The 17228-nt window shown below is 72.1% G+C and carries 16 protein-coding genes; 13 read left to right on the top strand and 3 right to left on the bottom strand.

Annotated features, from left to right (window positions below):
• Window positions 1–7 precede the first annotated feature (7 nt).
• The 5 genes from VFJ94_RS04445 to gatB all read left to right on the top strand — a co-directional run bounded on the left by VFJ94_RS04445 (window position 8) and on the right by gatB (window position 5423).
• Complete coding sequence (locus VFJ94_RS04445; RefSeq protein WP_325002986.1) at window positions 8–877, top strand: branched-chain amino acid ABC transporter permease; 870 nt, start codon at window positions 8–10, stop codon at window positions 875–877.
• Window positions 874–1887: a branched-chain amino acid ABC transporter permease gene (locus VFJ94_RS04440; RefSeq protein ID WP_325002985.1), complete on the top strand. Its 1014-nt coding sequence runs from the start codon at window positions 874–876 to the stop codon at window positions 1885–1887. The genes VFJ94_RS04445 and VFJ94_RS04440 overlap by 4 nt, the downstream gene beginning before the upstream one ends.
• Window positions 1888–1934: 47 nt before the next feature.
• On the top strand, window positions 1935–2231 hold the full coding sequence (gene gatC / locus VFJ94_RS04435) for an Asp-tRNA(Asn)/Glu-tRNA(Gln) amidotransferase subunit GatC (RefSeq protein ID WP_325002984.1): 297 nt from the start codon (window positions 1935–1937) through the stop codon (window positions 2229–2231).
• Between the two features lie 77 nt (window positions 2232–2308).
• On the top strand, window positions 2309–3850 hold the full coding sequence (gene gatA / locus VFJ94_RS04430) for an Asp-tRNA(Asn)/Glu-tRNA(Gln) amidotransferase subunit GatA (RefSeq protein ID WP_325002983.1): 1542 nt from the start codon (window positions 2309–2311) through the stop codon (window positions 3848–3850).
• Window position 3851: 1 nt separating this feature from the next.
• Window positions 3852–5423, top strand: a complete 1572-nt coding sequence (gatB, locus tag VFJ94_RS04425; protein WP_325002982.1) for an Asp-tRNA(Asn)/Glu-tRNA(Gln) amidotransferase subunit GatB — start codon at window positions 3852–3854, stop codon at window positions 5421–5423.
• Window positions 5424–5936: 513 nt separating this feature from the next.
• Here the strand turns inward: gatB and VFJ94_RS04420 are convergent.
• Together VFJ94_RS04420 and VFJ94_RS04415 are read right to left on the bottom strand one after the other, a co-directional pair.
• Window positions 5937–6890 (bottom strand): PQQ-dependent sugar dehydrogenase, encoded by a 954-nt coding sequence (locus VFJ94_RS04420; RefSeq protein ID WP_325002981.1) that lies wholly within the window; start codon window positions 6888–6890, stop codon window positions 5937–5939.
• A gap of 377 nt (window positions 6891–7267) precedes the next feature.
• Window positions 7268–7936 (bottom strand): MOSC domain-containing protein, encoded by a 669-nt coding sequence (locus tag VFJ94_RS04415; protein WP_325002980.1) that lies wholly within the window; start codon window positions 7934–7936, stop codon window positions 7268–7270.
• Between the two features lie 31 nt (window positions 7937–7967).
• Between VFJ94_RS04415 and VFJ94_RS04410 the strand changes: the two genes are divergently transcribed.
• Genes VFJ94_RS04410 through VFJ94_RS04400 form a run of 3 tightly spaced genes read left to right on the top strand, consistent with a single transcriptional unit; the run spans window position 7968 to window position 10374 of the window.
• On the top strand, window positions 7968–8927 hold the full coding sequence (locus VFJ94_RS04410; RefSeq protein ID WP_325002979.1) for a 2-hydroxyacid dehydrogenase: 960 nt from the start codon (window positions 7968–7970) through the stop codon (window positions 8925–8927).
• Window positions 8928–8944: 17 nt separating this feature from the next.
• The gene (locus VFJ94_RS04405; RefSeq protein WP_325002978.1) at window positions 8945–10027 is read left to right on the top strand and encodes an exo-alpha-sialidase; all 1083 of its coding nucleotides are present in this window, start codon (window positions 8945–8947) and stop codon (window positions 10025–10027) included.
• A gap of 17 nt (window positions 10028–10044) precedes the next feature.
• A complete protein-coding gene (locus VFJ94_RS04400) occupies window positions 10045–10374 on the top strand; it encodes a MoaD/ThiS family protein (RefSeq protein ID WP_325002977.1) in 330 nt (109 codons plus the stop codon).
• Between the two features lie 157 nt (window positions 10375–10531).
• On the opposite strand, the gene VFJ94_RS04395 is transcribed toward VFJ94_RS04400, so the two are convergent.
• A complete protein-coding gene (locus VFJ94_RS04395) occupies window positions 10532–11152 on the bottom strand; it encodes a response regulator transcription factor (protein WP_325002976.1) in 621 nt (206 codons plus the stop codon).
• Between the two features lie 307 nt (window positions 11153–11459).
• Here VFJ94_RS04395 and VFJ94_RS04390 point away from each other — a divergent pair, with 307 nt between their 5' ends.
• The 5 genes from VFJ94_RS04390 to VFJ94_RS04370 all read left to right on the top strand — a co-directional run bounded on the left by VFJ94_RS04390 (window position 11460) and on the right by VFJ94_RS04370 (window position 17204).
• Entirely contained in the window at window positions 11460–12362 is a 903-nt protein-coding gene (locus VFJ94_RS04390) for an AfsR/SARP family transcriptional regulator (RefSeq protein WP_325002975.1), read from the top strand.
• A 94-nt stretch (window positions 12363–12456) separates the two neighbouring features.
• Window positions 12457–12981 carry a histidine phosphatase family protein gene (locus VFJ94_RS04385; protein ID WP_325002974.1) on the top strand — a complete coding sequence of 175 codons (525 nt, stop codon included), beginning with the start codon at window positions 12457–12459 and terminating at the stop codon, window positions 12979–12981.
• Between the two features lie 55 nt (window positions 12982–13036).
• Entirely contained in the window at window positions 13037–14737 is a 1701-nt protein-coding gene (ilvD, locus tag VFJ94_RS04380; RefSeq protein ID WP_325002973.1) for a dihydroxy-acid dehydratase, read from the top strand.
• A 234-nt stretch (window positions 14738–14971) separates the two neighbouring features.
• Window positions 14972–15118, top strand: a complete 147-nt coding sequence (locus tag VFJ94_RS04375; protein ID WP_325002972.1) for a hypothetical protein — start codon at window positions 14972–14974, stop codon at window positions 15116–15118.
• Between the two features lie 226 nt (window positions 15119–15344).
• Complete coding sequence (locus tag VFJ94_RS04370) at window positions 15345–17204, top strand: acetolactate synthase large subunit (protein WP_325002971.1); 1860 nt, start codon at window positions 15345–15347, stop codon at window positions 17202–17204.
• Window positions 17205–17228 lie beyond the last annotated feature (24 nt).

The following is a 17228-nucleotide window of genomic DNA, read 5'->3' as shown; positions in this document are numbered from 1 at the left end:
CCGCACCATGAGCGCCTTCCTCCAGTACACCCTGCAGGGCCTGGCGGCCGGGGGCTTCTACGCCCTGTCCGCCCTCGGTCTCGCCGTCATCTTCGGCGTCCTCGGCGTCGTCAACTTCTCCCACGGTGCGACGTACATGCTCGGGGCCGTCCTGTCCGCAGTGCTGCTCGCCGAGCTGAACCTGCACTTCTGGGCCGCGCTGCTCGTCGTGCCGCTGCTCCTCTTCGGCTTCGGCGTCCTCGTCGAGCGCCTGCTCGTGCGCTGGCTGCTCCAGCTCGACCCGCTCTACAACTTCCTGCTCACCTTCGGCCTCACCCTCATCCTCGTCGAGGCGGTCAAGCGGCGCTACGGCGTCTCTGGTCTGCCCTACGAGGTGCCGGCGGGGCTCGGCGGCCAGCTCAGCGTCGCGGGTGTGGGGCTGTCGGCGTACCAGCTCTTCGCGTGCCTCTTCTCCGTCGTCGTGTGCCTGGGGGTCGGCCTGCTGCTGACGAGGACGCGGGTCGGCATGATCGTGCGTGCGGCCACCGAGGCGCCCGAGCGCACCCGCGCCCTGGGCATCAACGTCGGACGCTGGGTCACCCCCGTCTTCGGGTTCGGCGTCGCGCTGGCCGGCCTCGCCGGCGTCCTCGCCGCCCCCTTCCGCGCCATCACGGCGGAGATGGGCAGCAACTTCATCATCGTCCTGTTCGCCGTCGTCGTCATCGGCGGCCTCGGCTCCATCCTCGGGGCCGTCGTCGCCGGGTTCCTCGTGGGGCTGGCCGAGGCCTACGGGGTCGCGTACGCCCCGTCCTATGCACAGATCGTCATCTTCGTCCTGATGGCGCTCGTCGTCCTCGTGCGCCCGTCCGGGCTGTTCGGAAGGGAGGAGGTGGCGTGAGCGAACAGCTGACGGGCAAGGCCCCGCTCGACCTCGCCGAGAAGTCCGTCCTGCCGACGCGAGGGCCCCTTCGCGCGCTCCTGCTCCTCGCGGGGCTGGTCGTCGTGGGCGCGCTGCCCTACGTCGTCTACCCGCCTGTGGCGATGGACATCATGACGTGGGGCCTGTTCGCCATCAGCGTCGACCTGCTCCTCGGCTACGCGGGCCTGCTCAGCTTCGGCCACGCGGCCTTCTGGGGCGGCTCGGCATACGTCACAGGGCTCATCGCCATCAGGTCCGGGCTGCCCTTCCCGGTCGCCGTGCTCGGGGGTGCTCTCTTCGCCATGGCCATCGCCGTCCCCATCGGCTACCTCTCGGTGCGCCGGACCGGAATCTACTTCGCCATGGTCACGCTCGCGTTCGCCCAGATGCTCTACTTCATCGCCAACCAGTGGCGGGACGTCACCGGCGGAGAGAACGGGCTGCAGGGCATCCCCAAGAACTTCTTCGGGATCGAGCTCGTCGAGACCGACTCCTTCTACTTCTACTACGCGGGCGTGGCGCTCGTCCTCGTCGGCATCGCCATCGCCTGGCGGGTCGTCAACTCCCCCTTCGGCCGCGTCCTGACCGCCGTGCGGGACAACCCCGCCCGGGCCCGGTCACTGGGCTACGACGTCGAGCGCTACAAGATCACGGCCTTCGTCATCTCCGCCGGGCTCGCCGGGCTCGCCGGCGGCGTCTTCTCGATCAGTCACGGCTTCGCCTCGCTCCAGGAGCTCATCTGGACGACGTCGGGCAAGGTCGTGCTCGTCACGGTCCTCGGAGGCATCGGCACGCTGTGGGGCGGGCTCGTCGGCGCGGGCGTCGTCGTCAGCCTCGAGGACTACCTCGCGTCGTCGGGCTTCGAGGGGATCGGGATGATCACGGGCGCCATCTTCGTGCTCATCGTGCTGCTCTTCCGGCACGGCGTCTGGGGCACGGCCCGCAACCTGCTGCGCAGGATCGTCCTCGAGCGCCGTCGACGGCGCTGACCCGCCCGTCATCGTGGGGCGCGTTGGGCGCCCATAGACTGGCCGGCATGTCCCCTCTCTCCCGTGGCGACGTCGCGCACCTGGCCGACCTCGCCCGCATCGACCTCAGCGAGACCGAGCTCGACCGCATGGTGGGCGAGCTCGGGGTCATCCTCGAGTCGGTCGCGACGGTGCAGCAGGCGCCCATCGAGGGCGTGTCGCCGATGTCCCACCCGATGCCGCTCACCAACGTCACCCGCCCGGACGTCGTGGTCCCCGGCCTGAGCGCCGAGGAGGCGCTCTCGGGTGCGCCCGAGGCGGAGCAGCAGCGCTTCTCCGTGCCGCGCATCCTCACCGAGGACTGACCCGGCCGTATGCCGCCCACCCGGGCCGGCGGCATACCCGTCCCCGCAGCGCCCACCGACGAACGAAGGCAACCGACGTGACGACCGACCTCAACCCCGACCTGACGAGGGCGAGCGCCGCCGACCTGGCGCACGCGCTGGCGAGCGGCCAGGTCAGCTCCGTGGAGGTGACGCAGGCCCACCTCGACCGGATCGCCGCGGTCGACGCCGCGGTCCACGCCTACCTCCACGTCGACGCCGAGGGCGCCCTCGCGGCCGCGCGCCGGGTGGACGAGCGGCGCGCCGGGGGAGAGTCGCTCGGGCCGCTGGCCGGCGTCCCCATCGCGGTCAAGGACGTCATGACGACCAAGGGGATGCCGACGACGTGCGGCAGCCGCATCCTCGAGGGCTGGATCCCGCCCTACGACGCGACCGTCGTGACCAAGCTGCGGGCCGCTGGCCTGCCGATCCTCGGCAAGACCAACATGGACGAGTTCGCCATGGGCAGCTCGACCGAGCACTCGGCATACGGCCCGTCGCGCAACCCCTGGGACCTCGAGCGCATCCCCGGGGGCTCGGGCGGGGGCTCGAGCTCGGTCCTCGCGTCCTTCCAGGCGCCGCTCGCGACCGGCACCGACACGGGCGGCTCGATCCGCCAGCCGGCCGCGGTGACCGGCACGGTCGGCACCAAGCCGACCTACGGCGGCGTGTCACGTTACGGGCTCGTCGCGCTCGCGTCGTCGCTCGACCAGGCGGGGCCCTGCGCCCGCAGCGTCCTCGACACGGCCCTGCTCCACGCCGTCATGGGCGGGCACGACCCGCGGGACTCGACGAGCATCGACGCGCCGGTCCCGCCCGTCGTCGAGGCCGCCCGGGCCGGCGATGTCACCGGGCTGCGCATCGGCGTCGTCCGGGAGCTCGGCGGGGAGGGCTACCAGGCCGGGGTGCGGACGAGGTTCGAGGAGTCGGTGCGGCTCCTCGTCGACGCCGGCGCCGAGGTCGTCGAGGTGTCGTGCCCGAGCTTCGTCTACGCCCTGGCGACCTACTACCTCATCCTCCCGAGCGAGGCGTCGAGCAACCTCGCGAAGTTCGACGCCATGCGCTACGGCCTGCGGGTCTACCCGGACGGCGTGGAGACACCGAGCGCGGAGCAGGTGATGGCCGCCTCCCGCGACGCCGGCTTCGGCGACGAGGTCAAGCGGCGCATCATCCTCGGCACCTACGCCCTGAGCTCGGGCTACTACGACGCCTACTACGGCTCCGCGCAGAAGGTCCGCACGCTCATCGCCCAGGACTTCGCGGCGGCCTTCGAGCAGGTCGACGTGCTCGTGAGCCCGACCGCGCCGACGACCGCGTTCAAGCTCGGTGACAAGCTCGATGACCCGATGGCGATGTATCTCAACGACATCGCGACGATCCCGGCCAACCTCGCGGGCGTGCCGGGCATGTCGCTGCCGGCAGGGCTCGCCGACGAGGACGGGTTGCCCGTGGGCTTCCAGATCCTCGCGCCCGCGATGAGGGACGAGCGGCTGTATGCCGTGGGCGCGGCCCTCGAGCGAGCACTGACCGACCGGTGGGGTGGCCCGCTGCTCGACCGGGCACCCGAGCTGGACGCCTCACTCGAGCGGAAGGACGCCTGACATGGCTGCCACCACGACCCACCTGTCGGAGCCCGTGCTCGACTTCGACGAGGCACTCGAGAGGTACGACCCCGTCATGGGCCTCGAGGTGCACGTCGAGCTGCACACGCAGACCAAGATGTTCTGCGGCTGCCCCACCACCTTTGGCGCAGAGCCGAACTCGCAGGTCTGTCCGGTGTGCCTCGGGCTGCCGGGGGCCCTGCCGGTCGTCAACGAGAAGGCCGTCGAGTCGGCGGTGCGCATCGGCCTGGCCCTCGCCTGCGAGATTGCGCCGTGGTGCCGCTTCGCGCGCAAGAACTACTTCTACCCGGACATGCCGAAGAACTTCCAGACCTCGCAGTACGACGAGCCCATCGCGTTCGGCGGCCATCTCGATGTCGAGGTCGACGACGGGTCCGGCGGCACGGAGATCTTCCGCGTGGAGATCGAACGGGCGCACATGGAGGAGGACACCGGCAAGTCGCTGCACGTCGGCGGGTCGACCGGCCGCATCCACGGCGCGGACCACTCGCTCGTCGACTACAACCGCGCCGGCATCCCGCTCATCGAGATCGTCACCAAGCCCATCGTCGGCGCCGGTCGCCGGGCCCCCGAGGTCGCCAAGGCCTACGTCGCCGCGCTGCGTGAGCTGCTGCGTGCCCTCGATGTGAGCGACGTCAAGATGGAGCAGGGCTCGATGCGCTGCGACGCCAACGTGTCGCTGCGTCCCAAGGTGGGTGAGGACCCCCGCGGCGCAGACCAGCTGGCGGTGCCCCTCGGCACGCGCACCGAGACCAAGAACGTCAACTCCCTCCGGTCGGTCGAGCGGGCGGTGCGCTACGAGATCGCGCGCCATGCCGCGGTCCTCGACGCGGGGCACCCCGTCCTGCAGGAGACGCGGCACTGGCACGAGGACACCGGTGTCACGACGTCGGGGCGCGTGAAGTCCGATGCGGACGACTACCGCTACTTCCCCGAGCCCGACCTCGTCCCGGTGGCGCCACCGCGGGAGACGGTGGACGCCCTACGGAAGACGCTGCCGGAGCCTCCAGCCGAGCGACGCCGACGCCTCCAGTCGGACTGGGGCTACAGCGATCTGGAGATGCGCGACGTCGTCAACGCGGGCGCGGTGGAGCTCATCGAGGCCACGGTGGCCGCCGGCGCGAGCCCCGCGGCGGCGCGCAAGTGGTGGCTGGGGGAGCCGTCGCGACGGGCCAACGCGGAGGCGATGGACCTCGTGTCGTATGCCGCCCGCATCGGCCTGACCCCCGCGCACGTGGCCGAGCTCGACGGCCTCGTCACCGGGGGCCGGCTCAACGACTCGCTCGCGCGCCAGGTGCTCGACGGGGTGCTGGCGGGGGAGGGCACACCGACCGCGGTGGCGGACGCCCGCGGCCTGCAGCTCGTCGAGGACGACGGTGCGCTCGAGGGCGCCGTCGACCGTGTCATCGCCGCCAACCCCGACGTGGCGGCCAAGATCCGCGCCGGCAAGGTGCAGGCGGTCGGCGCCTTGATCGGTCAGGTCATGAAGGAGCTCAAGGGCCAGGCCGACGCCGGCAAGGCCCGCGCGCTCATCCTGGATCGGCTGCAGTAGACCGCTCCGGCGGCGTGCCTGGCCCAGGCTGCGCGGGCTCGACCCTCGAAGGGGCGGGCGACTGTTCGGAGGCGGAGGACCTTTCCTTCGGCCCGGGGCGTCCGGCCGCCGACGGGTGGTGGCGCAGGATGTCAGCGAGCGGTTTCAGTGCTTTGGCATAGAGGTCCGGTCGGCTGAGCAATGGGAACAGGTCGTGGATGACACGGTCCTGCGGGGGCTCCCGCGTGGCAGGCTGTTGATCCGTCTGGGGATCTTCCTCGGGAACAGAAGTCATCTGGCCGGTCTACCGTCGGCCGGTCCTCGAGGCAAGGGTCGATGCAGCTCGACCGGCGTGCACCCGGACGACCATTGGTGCCGCTGCCGCGCGCGGCCCGTGCTCAACGGGGCGGGAACACCGGACCAATGGTCGTTCGTCGGCACACGCCGGACGCCCGGGGGCGATTGATCACTGGTACGGGACTGGCCACTCGACGTGGGCGGCTGGTACCGAAGTGGCCACTCGACGTGGGCGGGTCAGCGGGCCCCCACGGCCGACAGCGGAAGCGACACCAGCCTGTCGCCGCTCGCGTTGCTCGTCAGGATCCACGCCCGGCCGCCGACGAAGCGGATGTCCCGGATGCGGCCATAGGTGCCCTGCAGGTGCCGCGTCGGCGCGCCGGACAGGCGGCCCGCCCGCACCGGGACGCGCCACACCGACTGACCCCGCAGCGCCGCCAGGTAGACGGCGCCGTCGGGGCCCATGGCGATGCCGCTGGGCGACATCTGCGAGGGCCGCCACTGTGCGATGGGGTCGACGAAGTCCTGGTCGCCGCTGACGCCCTCCACGTCCGGCCACCCGTAGTTGCGTCCCGGCTCGATGACGTTGAGCTCGTCCCACGCGTCGCTGCCGAACTCGCTGGCGTACATGCGTCCCGAGCTGTCCCACGCGAGCCCCTCGACGTTGCGGTGACCGAAGGACCAGACGGGGGAGCCGCCGAACGGGTTGCCGGGCGCAGGCTTGCCGTCCCGGGTGATCCGCAGGATCTTGCCACCGAGGGACTCCATGCTCTGGGCGAGCTGGCGGTCGCCGCTCTCGCCCGTGGTGACGTAGAGGTAGCCGTCGGGCCCGAAGGCGATACGGCCACCGTTGTGGAAGCGGCCGCGGGGTATGCCGTCGAGGATCACGACGGGCTCGCCGATGGCGTTTCCGCGCCACGGGATCGCGGCGACTCGGTTGTCGTTCTCGGACGTGAAGTAGGCGTAGAGCACCGGGTTGGCCTGGAAGTCCGGCGCCACGGCCAGGCCGAGCAGCCCTCCCTCCCCCTCGGCGACCACGCCCGGGACGTGACCGACGACGGCGGGGCGGCCGCCCGAGCCCGGCTGGGGGACCCGGTGGATCGCGCCGGTGTTGCGCTCGCTGACGAGCGCCGAGCCATCAGGAAGCACGACGGTCGACCACGGGACCGCAACGCCGCCGAGCAGGGTCACCGGCCCCGCGTTGGCCCGAGGAGACGGTGGTCTTGGGGTGACGCTCGGACGCGCCGCAGGCGAGCGCGTCGAGGTGGGGGGCCGGCTCGCCGACGGTGCCGGGGGTGCCTCGGTCGCGGACCCGGGCGGCACGCCCGTCGGGGGCGCCGTGGGGGGGACCGTCGGCGACGACGACGACGGGGCCGAGCTCGACCCCGCGACGTCGGAGGCGACAGGGCTGGAAGGGGAGCTGGAGGGGGAGGAGGACGAACACGCGGCGAGGACGCCGGCGAGCACGCCGGCGAGCACGGTCAGGGCAGCACCGGCGAGGGCACGGGACCGGACCGGGCGAGACGGCATACCCGATTGTCACCCATGTCGGTCCAAGGCGCGGGGGTTCACCGGACGCGACGGCCCACGGTCCGGGCCAGGGCGGCATGCTCCGTCTCGTGCAACACCCCGGCGTCGAGGACCCGGGCGGCCGCCTCGAGGTCCCCGGTGAACGCGCGGAAGGTCGTGAGGAGGTCGACGTCGTGGCCCGGGCGCTCGACGTCGATGGCGTCGCCCGTGTGGAGCGTCCCGCCCACCACGACGGACAGGTAGGCGCCCGTCCGCCCCGCGTCGGTGAACCGCCGCACCCAGCCGCGCTCGCCGAGGTGGCCGGCGAAGGTCGCGCACGGGATGCGCGGGACCTCGACGCGCAGCACGACCGCGCCGATCCGCCACAGCTCGCCGACCCGCGCCGTCGTGCAGTCCACGCCGACGGTCGTGACGTTCTCCCCGAACATGCCGTTGCGGAGGGGGCGGCCGAGCCGCTCCTGCCACCAGTCGTGGTCCTCGCGGGCGTAGGCGTAGACCGCCTGCGTCACCCCGCCGTGGTGGCGCCGGTCGCCGATGGCGTCCCCGACCACCCCGCTGCCGAGACCACCCTCCTTGGGGCCGGGGTCGCGCACCTCGATCTCCGGCACGGGGCGCTTGTCGATGCCGGTGACGTCACCGCTGGCCCAGGGCCGGCGCCGTGGCGCACCGACGTTCAGTGCCAGGACCGAGGGGGACGAGGTGGCCACGGGTCGAGGGTAGACGGATACTCTCGGCGGCATGGCTCCCCACCGACTCGTCGTGTCCGTGCCGGAGGAGCAGTATGCCGCCGTGCTGCGCGAGCTCCCGGGCGTGGACGCCGTCGTCTGGGACCTCGCCGACGACCATCCGCGGGGCGAGGAGCTGCGCCTCGTGGTGCCGCCCTACCAGTCCCGCGTCGAGCTCGCGAAGCGGCTCGGGCGCCTCGACCGGCTCCAGGTCGTGCAGCTGCTGACCGCCGGCTACGACGACGTGCTCGGGGACGTGCCGGACGGGGTGGCGCTCTGCAACGCGGCCGGGGTGCACGACGCGAGCACGGCGGAGCTGGCCGTCGCGCTGGCACTGGCCTCGATCCGGCGGCTGCCCGAGTTCGTGCAGGCCCAGGACGAGGGCCTGTGGTTGCGGCCCCCCGTCGGGCCCGCTCTGGCGGACAGCCGCGTCCTCGTCGTGGGCTACGGCCAGATCGGCCAGGCCGTCGCCAGGCGCCTCGCGCCCTTCGAGGTCACCGTGACCGCGGTCGCGAGCCGCCGCCGGGAGGGCGACGACCTGGTCGACGTGGTGCACGGCATCGACGAGCTGCCGACGCTCGTCCCCGAGGCGGACGTCCTGATCCTCGTCGTGCCCCTGTCCGACGACACCCGGGGGCTCGTCGACGCGGACCTGCTCGCACTGCTGCCCGACGGTGCCGTGGTCGTCAACGTCGCGCGCGGTCCGGTGGTGGACACGGACGCGCTCGTCGCCGCGTGCGCGGGTGGCCGGATCCGGGCCGCCGTCGACGTCACCGACCCCGAGCCGCTGCCGCCCGACCACCCGTTGTGGCGCACCCCGGGCGTGCTGCTCAGCCCGCACGTCGGTGGGGCGACGCGGGCGATGGCGCCGCGGGCCGGGGCGCTGCTTCGGCGGCAGGTCGAGGCCCTGCGCGACGGGCGACCGCTTCGCAACGTCGTGGTCCAGGCAGAGGGGTTGTCGCCCGCGAGGTGACAGTGGACACTGTCAACATGAGCGAGACGATCGTCGCGATCGGCACCCGCAAGGGTCTGTGGATCGCCCGCAGCCCCGACCGGAGGAGCTGGGCGGTGGAGGGGCCGCACTTCCTCATGAGCGAGGTCGCCGCGGTCGCGATCGACACGCGGGATGGCCGCGCCACCGTGCTGGCCGGCGTGAAGTCGTGGCACTGGGGGCCCACGGTGCAGGCCAGCGAGGACGGGGGTCGCACCTGGACCGAGAGCGCCGAGCGGGCCGTGGCCTTCCCGCCGGACACCGACACGGCGCTCGAACGCGTGTGGCAGCTGACGCCGGATCCCAACGACGCGGACGTCGTCTGGGCGGGGGTGGAGCCGCACGCGCTGTTCCGCAGCGCGGACCGGGGCGTGAGCTACGAGCTCGTCCGCGGACTGTGGGACCACCCGCACCGGCCTCGCTGGGAGCCCGGCTTCGGCGGGGGCGCCGTGCACACCGTGATCCCGGAGGCCGGTCACGCGGAGCACCTGCTCGTGGCCATGAGCGCCGGCGGCGTCTACCGGTCACAGGACGGCGGCGCCTCGTGGGCGCCGAGCAACCCCGGGATCCGGGCCTACTTCCTGCCCGACAACGAGTATCCGGAGTTCGGCCAGTGCGTCCACAAGGTGGCTCGCGGCCAAGGCGAGGGAGAGCTGTTCGCCCAGAACCACAAGGGCGTCTACCGTTCCGGGGACAACGGCGCGACCTGGCAGTCGATCGCCGACGGGCTGCCGACCGACTTCGGCTTCGCCATCCTGGCCCACCCCCGCCGCGAGGGCGTGGTCTGGGTGGTCCCCGTCACCGACGACGGGGAGCGCATCCCCCCGGGGGCACAGCTGCAGGTGCAGCGCTCCGAGGACGCCGGTCGGACCTGGCGGATGCAGGCCGACGGGCTGCCGGGAAACAGCTACACGTGCGTGCTGCGCGACGCTGCCGGGCTCGACACGGCGGACCCCGTCGGCGTCTACCTCGGCACCCGCAACGGTGACGTCTTCGCCTCCACCGACGAGGGCGAGACCTTCACGAGGATCGTCACCCAGCTGCCCGACGTCCTCGTCGTCCGCGCGGCGCAGATCTCCTGAGCGCACGAGGACCTCGTATGCCGCCCAGCCCGATCCGCGTCATCCTGCCGGGGTTGCTGCGTGAGCTCGCCGGCGGCGTGGCCGAGATCGAGGTGTCCGGGGACGCCGCCGACCCCGGGAGGACCGACGCCGGCCAGGGCGCCTGCCTCACGGTGGCCGACGTGCTCGACCGCGCCTTCGCGGAGCACCGCATCCTCGACGCGAAGGTGCGCGACGAGCGCGGCCGGATCCGGCGGCACGTCAAGGTCTTCGTCGACGGCGAGGACGCCACCCGGGGGGACGGCACGTCCACCGCCGTGCCCCCTGGGGCCCGCGTCCACATCATCAACGCGGTCTCCGGCGGCTGAGCGACCGTCGCGTCCGAGACGAGGCTCCGCCTCACCCTAGGTCGCCCCAAGGTCGGTCAGGCACGCTGCTCACTCTGGGACGCCGGCGCCTAACCCCCCACAGCGCCGGCGTCTCACCAGGCCACCGACGCTGCATCGCCTGCCTGCCGCAGGCGGTTCACCGTCGGTCGTCGAACCGGATGAGCCCGCTGCGCATCGCCGTCACCACCGCCTCCAGCTGAGTGTGCGCGTCGAGCTTGGCCAGCAGGCTCTTGACGTAACCACGGGTGGTGAGCAACGAGATGCCGAGAGACCGCGCGATCGCAGCCACGTCGATGCCCTGTGCGAGCAGCTGGAGCACCTCGTGCTCGCGGGCCGTGAGGTCAGTTGGGCGGGCGGTGGGCTGCCTCGACCCCACGAGGCCGCGCAGCAGGGTGGGATGGACGGCGAAACCGTCGCGCGGCGCTGAGCGCAGCGCGTCGATGAGGTCCTCGAGCCCACCGTCCTTGGGCAGGAGCGCACAGGCGCCCGCATCGGCCGCTCGGCGCAGCAGCTCCTGGTCGACGAAGGCGGTGAGCACCACGACCCGGATCTCGGGGTACTGCCGGACCAGCTGCGCGGTGATCTCGATGCCGTCCCCGTCCTGGAGCCGGACGTCCATGACGACCGCGTCGGGCAGCACGTCCGCGGCGAGGGCGAGAGCCTGCCGGGCGCCGTGAGCCGTGCCGACGCACGCCATCCCCGGCTCGGACGCCAGCGCGAGGGAGATCGCATCCGCCACGGTCCGATGGTCGTCCACGACCAGCGTACGCAGCAGTGCAGACGTGTCACCACGCAGACCATTGATGGTCGAACTCATACGCTTCCCCCCCGGGAGAGCCGTGCCCCGGGCCAAGTATCACGGCATTCGGGGTTTCGCAGGCGGAAAAGACCCCCAATTCTCGGGGCGCGCAACCCCGCTTGTGGAGGATCCCATGGACCCCCTCAATGGCGACGATGGAGGAGTTCCTTGAGGGGGGATCAGGATGCGCACTGGGACGTCGTCTGGGTCGTCTTTGTCGGTCACATTGTGTGGCGGGCTGCTCGTCAGCTCGCAGGCAGGGTCCTTGGGTCCGCGGCAGTTCGGCGGGGCCAAGCCACGGCAGCTGCTCACCGCGCTGCTGCTCCATGCCGGCTCTCCCGTGTCGAAGAGCCGGCTGATCGAGCTCATCTGGGGCGCTGCGCCGCCGGCGGGGGCCACCGCGACGCTGGAGGCCTATGTCAGCGTGCTGCGCAAGCGCGTCGAGGCGCTCGACCCCGGCGCTGCGCAACCCATCCGCACCGTGCCGGGCGGCTACATCTGGAATGTCGAGCGGGCCGACGTCGACGTGGTGCGGTTCGAGCGACTCGTGGTGGCCGCCCGCGCCACACGGTCCCGGACGCGCGAGAGCCTCGCGAGGTACGCGTCCGCGCTGGCCTTGGTGTCCCGGCCTGTGCCGCACGACGAGGAGGACCTGCCCTGGATGCGAGAGTGGCGCCAGGGGCACGAGACCCGGGTCCTGCGGGTGCTCGTCGAGGCGGCTGAGGTCGCCCTGGAGGCCGGTGACTACGTCCGCGCCGAGTCCTGGGCGGCTCAGGCGCTCGACGAGGACCCGCTTCTCGAGCCGGCCTGGCTGGTGCGCCTGCGCTCGCTCGAGCTGCGCGGTCAGCACGTCCAGGGTCTGCGAGCCTACGAGACGTGCCGTCAGCTCTTCGCCGCCGAGCTCGGCTGCGCGCCGGGTCCGGTGCTTCGGGACGCCTTCAACCGCCTGCTGCGAGGCACGGGGGAGACGCGGGGTGACGACCTCGGCGAGCTCGTGCACGCCGTCGTGCGCATGCACGCGAGCCTGACCGACGAGAGCGGCGTGCCCAGGATCGGGACACGCCTGGACCGGGCGTCGATGGGGCTCGCCGACGACTGCACGCTGCTGGGGCGCCTCCTGGCGGCGGTGTCGTCCCGCGTGCTGCGCGAGGCCGTCGCGCCGTCCTGAGGGGGGCCGCCCAGGCCGGGCGGGCGCGCGAGGGGGACACGTCGCGCGCCGCGCCCGGGCTGACAAGGCCCCCGCACGGGGGCATGCTCGACGCATGAGTACCGCAGCCCGGGAGAAGACCCTCGTCCTCATGCGCCACTCCAAGTCGGTGCAGGGCCTCGCCGGTCCTGACCACGACCGGCAGCTGACCGACCGCGGCAGGCGTGACGCCGAGGCCGCCGGGGCATGGCTGCGCGAGCAGGGCCTGGTGCCGGACCTCGTCATCTGCTCCACCGCCGTGCGCACCCGACAGACCTGGGAAGCGGCCTGTCACGGCGGGGCCCAAGCCGAGTTCGTGGAATACCGCAAGAACGCCTACCACGGCGGAGCGGCAGCAGTCCTGGAGACGATCCGCGAGGACGGCGGAGACATGACGACGGTCCTCGTCGTGGGCCACAACCCGGCCATGGCCGAGCTGACCAGCCTGCTCGCGGACGGCGAGGGCTCCTCGGCCGCCCACGAGGCGCTGTCGGAGGGTTTCTCCACGACGGGGCTGGCGGTCCTGCGGTGGTCCGGGGAGTGGGCCGACCTGGAGCCGGGCGGCTGCGAGCTGCTGCGGTTCCACGTCTGCCGCGGCTGATCGGTGCCTGAGACGTCGGGTCCACTCCGCGGACAGGTCGCCCTATGCTCGTCGCATGACTGAGACGCCGGACATCAAGCCCCGCAGCCGCGACGTCACCGACGGTCTCGAGAAGGCCGCTGCGCGCGGGATGCTGCGTGCCGTCGGGCTCGGCGACGACGACTTCGCCAAGCCGCAGATCGGGGTGGCGAGCTCCTGGAACGAGATCACGCCGTGCAACCTGTCGCTCGACCGGCTCGCCAAGGCTGTCAAGGACGGCGTGCACGCCGGCGGGGGATACCCGCTCGAGTTCGGGACCATCTCGGTCTCCGACGGGATCTCGATGGGGCACGAGGGCATGCACTTCTCGCTCGTCAGCCGGGAGATCATCGCCGACTCCGTCGAGACGGTCATGAACGCCGAGCGCCTCGACGGCTCGGTCCTGCTCGCGGGCTGCGACAAGTCGCTCCCGGGCATGCTCATGGCCGCGGCGCGGCTCAACCTCTCGTCGGTCTTTCTGTATGCCGGCTCCATCCTGCCGGGCATCGCCAAGCTCTCGGACGGCACCGAGAAGACCGTGACCATCATCGACGCCTTCGAGGCGGTCGGTGCGTGCGCCGCGGGCCGGATGTCGCGCGCGGACGTCGATGCCATCGAGCGCGCCATCTGCCCGGGCGAGGGCGCCTGCGGAGGGATGTACACCGCCAACACCATGGCCTCCGTGGCCGAGGCGATGGGGATGTCGCTGCCCGGATCCGCTGCGCCGCCGGCGACGGACCGCCGCCGTGACGGCTTCGCCCGCAAGTCCGGTGAGGCGGTCGTCGAGCTGCTGCGCAAGGGGATCCGGGCCCGCGACATCATGACGAAGGAGGCCTTCGAGAACGCCATCGCCGTCGTCATGGCCTTCGGTGGCTCGACCAACGCGGTCTTGCACCTGCTCGCCATCGCCCACGAGGCGGACGTCGAGCTGACCATGGACGACTTCGCACGGATCGGCGCCACCGTCCCGCACCTGGCCGACGTCAAGCCGTTCGGCCAGTACGTCATGACCGACATCGACCGCGTCGGAGGAGTCCCGGTCGTCATGCGGGCGCTGCTCGATGCGGGTCTCCTGCACGGCGACTGCCTCACCGTGACGGGCAGGACGGTCGCCGAGAACCTCGCCCACCTCAGCCCGCCGGACGTGGACGGCAAGGTCCTGCGCGCCCTCTCCGAGCCGATCCACAAGACCGGTGGCCTGACCATCCTCAAGGGTTCGCTCGCGCCCGAGGGGGCCGTCGTCAAGTCGGCCGGCTTCGACGAGTCGGTCTTCGAGGGCACGGCCCGGGTCTTCGACGGCGAGCGGGCGGCGATGGACGCGGTCGAGGGAGGCGCGCTGCGCCCGGGCGACGTCGTCGTCATCCGCTACGAGGGGCCCAAGGGCGGCCCCGGCATGCGCGAGATGCTCGCGGTGACCGGCGCCATCAAGGGGGCAGGTCTCGGCAAGGACGTGCTGCTGCTCACCGACGGCCGCTTCTCGGGTGGCACGACGGGTCTGTGCGTCGGCCACGTCGCGCCGGAGGCGGTCGACGAGGGCCCGATCGCGTTCGTGCGCGACGGTGACGGCATCCGGCTCGACGTGGCGGGTGGGACGCTCGACCTGCTCGTCGACGACGCCGAGCTCGAGCGGCGCCGCGCCGAGGGCGTCACCCACCCCGAGCCGAAGTACACCAGGGGGGTGCTCGCGAAGTACCGCAAGCTCGTCGGCAGCGCGAGCGGCGGCGCGGTCTGCGACTGACGCCACCGCCTTGGTCCCGAGCCACCCTGAAGGTATCGCGACACCGATAGGCGGGTGGCTACGGACCCTCAGGGTGGCTCGAGCGCGACTGCGTCGCTTGAGTTCAGCCGCCGTATGCCGCCCGGCCGGGCACGACCCTCCGGCTTCCTGCCAGCGAGGCCGGGTGCCGAGGCATGCCGCCGACGTGGTGCGACGTCGACAACCGCTGCGTGCCGACGAGCACGCCGTCAGGCCATGAGGGAGTTGCGCGGGATCACCGACGACGACCTGCCGAGGGCGGGTCAGAGGTCCGCGACGGTGCTCATGGGCGCCAGTGTCACGGCCCGGCGCCGCCTCGGGCAACCGGCCTTTGTCGCCGCCGGCGTGGGCAACGCCACATGAGACAAGCCGGTCGGATGTTGAGACGGCATACCGCGCCGATTGACAGCCGGGAGGCTGAGGAGCACGGTTGGCGTGTGGCCCGACTCCTCGTACTCCGCTAGCGCGCCGACCGCCGAACTGGTCAGCGCGCTTCCCTTCTGTCCCAGTGCGGACCGGAGGGTTTTTTTGTGACCACGACCGGGGCCGCTGCCGAGGCGGTCCGCCTCCGACGAGAAAGCAGAACACCGTGAGTGACACCACCAGGCAGGCGCCGTCGCCCGCGGACGTGGCCTCGCTGGCCCGCCCGCGACACCCCGTGGAGACCGCCGGGGAGCGGCCTGTCGTCGAGGTCACCGGAGCCCAGGCTCTCGTGCTCTCGCTGGAGGCGGTGGGCGCCGACACGGTGTTCGGCATACCAGGTGGGGCGATCCTGCCCGCATACGACCCGATGCTCGACTCGGCCAAGGTGCGGCACATCCTCGTGCGCCACGAGCAGGGGGCGGGTCACGCCGCGGAGGGCTACGCCTCCGCCACGGGGCGGGTCGGGGTGTGCATGGCGACGTCCGGCCCGGGCGCCACCAACCTCGTCACACCGATCGCGAACGCGCACATGGACTCGGTGCCGATCGTCGCCATCACGGGTCAGGTGCCGAGCAGCGCCATCGGCACGGACGCCTTCCAGGAGGCCGACATCCGCGGCATCACGATGCCGATCACCAAGCACAACTACCTCGTCACCGACGCCGCCAAGATCCCGCAGGCCATCGCGGAGGCGTTCCACATCGCGAGCACCGGCCGCCCCGGGCCGGTCCTCGTCGACATCAGCAAGGACGCGCTGCAGGCGCGCACGACGTTCTCGTGGCCGCCCAAGATCGACCTGCCCGGTTACCGGCCGGTGACCCACCCGCACGGTAAGCAGATCCGCGAGGCCGCCCGGCTCATGGCGGCCGCCGCGCGTCCCGTCTTCTACGTCGGCGGCGGAGTCGTGCGCGGCCACGCGAGCGAGGAGCTGCGGCGCCTCGTGGAGCTGACGCAGATCCCCGTCGTGACGACGCTCATGGCCCGTGGCACCGTGCCCGACAGCAACCCGCTCAACCTCGGTATGCCGGGGATGCACGGCACGGTGGCGGCGGTGACGGCTCTGCAGAAGTCGGACCTGATCATCGCGCTCGGGGCCCGGTTCGACGACCGCGTCACCGGCCTGCTGTCCTCCTTCGCGCCCGCAGCCAAGGTCATCCACGCCGACATCGACCCGGCCGAGATCTCGAAGAACCGGACCGCTGACGTGCCCATCGTCGGCGACGTGCGTGAGGTCATCGTCGCGCTCACCGACCACATCGCCTCCGAGCGACGCGACGCCTCCCTCGAGCCGGGCGCCTGGGACTTCGCTGCGTGGCGCGAGCGGGTGGCCGGCTGGAAGGAGACCTTCCCGCTGGGCTACACCGACAGCGAGGACGGCACGCTGTCGCCGCAGTACGTCATCGAGCGCATCGGTGCCCTGTCGGGCCCGGAGGCGACCTACGTGGCCGGCGTCGGCCAGCACCAGATGTGGGCGGCACAGTTCGTCCAGTACGAGCGGCCCAACTCGTGGATCAACTCCGGGGGCCTCGGCACCATGGGCTTCTCCGTCCCGGCCGCCATGGGCGCCAAGGTCGCCGAGCCGGAGCGCACGGTGTGGGCCATCGACGGCGACGGCTGCTTCCAGATGACCAACCAGGAGCTGGCCACCTGCGTGGTCAACAACATCCCGATCAAGGTCGCTGTCATCAACAACAGCTCGCTGGGCATGGTGCGCCAGTGGCAGACGCTGTTCTACAACCAGCGCTACTCCAACACGGACCTCCAGACGACCAGCGACCGGGTGCCGGACTTCGTCAAGCTCGCCGAGGCCTACGGGTGCCTCGGGCTGCGCGCGGAGACCCGAGAGGACGTCGACGCGGTCATCAAGCAGGCCCTCGAGACCAACGACCGGCCGGTCGTGATCGACTTCATCGTCCACCGCGACGCCATGGTGTGGCCCATGGTCCCCGCCGGCGTGAGCAACGACATGATCCAGGTGGCGCGGCACGAGGCGCCCGTCTGGGATCGCGAGGAGGAGGCGCCGTGAGGACCCGAGCGAGGGACGAGGAGC

The sequence above is a fragment of the Intrasporangium sp. genome, assembly GCF_035688975.1.
Classification (GTDB): Bacteria; Actinomycetota; Actinomycetes; order Actinomycetales; family Dermatophilaceae; genus CALMNV01.
This window is presented reverse-complemented; position numbering and strand designations above follow the sequence as displayed.

Bases quoted from the DNA above. Each gene is read 5' to 3' on its own strand.
- VFJ94_RS04445 (WP_325002986.1), top strand. From the start codon at position 8: ATGAGCGCCTTCCTCCAGTACACCCTGCAGGGCCTGGCGGCCGGGGGC.
- gatC (WP_325002984.1), top strand. From the start codon at position 1,935: ATGTCCCCTCTCTCCCGTGGCGACGTCGCGCACCTGGCCGACCTCGCC.
- gatB (WP_325002982.1), top strand. From the start codon at position 3,852: ATGGCTGCCACCACGACCCACCTGTCGGAGCCCGTGCTCGACTTCGAC.
- VFJ94_RS04410 (WP_325002979.1), top strand. From the start codon at position 7,968: ATGGCTCCCCACCGACTCGTCGTGTCCGTGCCGGAGGAGCAGTATGCC.
- VFJ94_RS04405 (WP_325002978.1), top strand. From the start codon at position 8,945: ATGAGCGAGACGATCGTCGCGATCGGCACCCGCAAGGGTCTGTGGATC.
- VFJ94_RS04400 (WP_325002977.1), top strand. From the start codon at position 10,045: ATGCCGCCCAGCCCGATCCGCGTCATCCTGCCGGGGTTGCTGCGTGAG.
- VFJ94_RS04385 (WP_325002974.1), top strand. From the start codon at position 12,457: ATGAGTACCGCAGCCCGGGAGAAGACCCTCGTCCTCATGCGCCACTCC.
- ilvD (WP_325002973.1), top strand. From the start codon at position 13,037: ATGACTGAGACGCCGGACATCAAGCCCCGCAGCCGCGACGTCACCGAC.
- VFJ94_RS04375 (WP_325002972.1), top strand. From the start codon at position 14,972: ATGAGGGAGTTGCGCGGGATCACCGACGACGACCTGCCGAGGGCGGGT.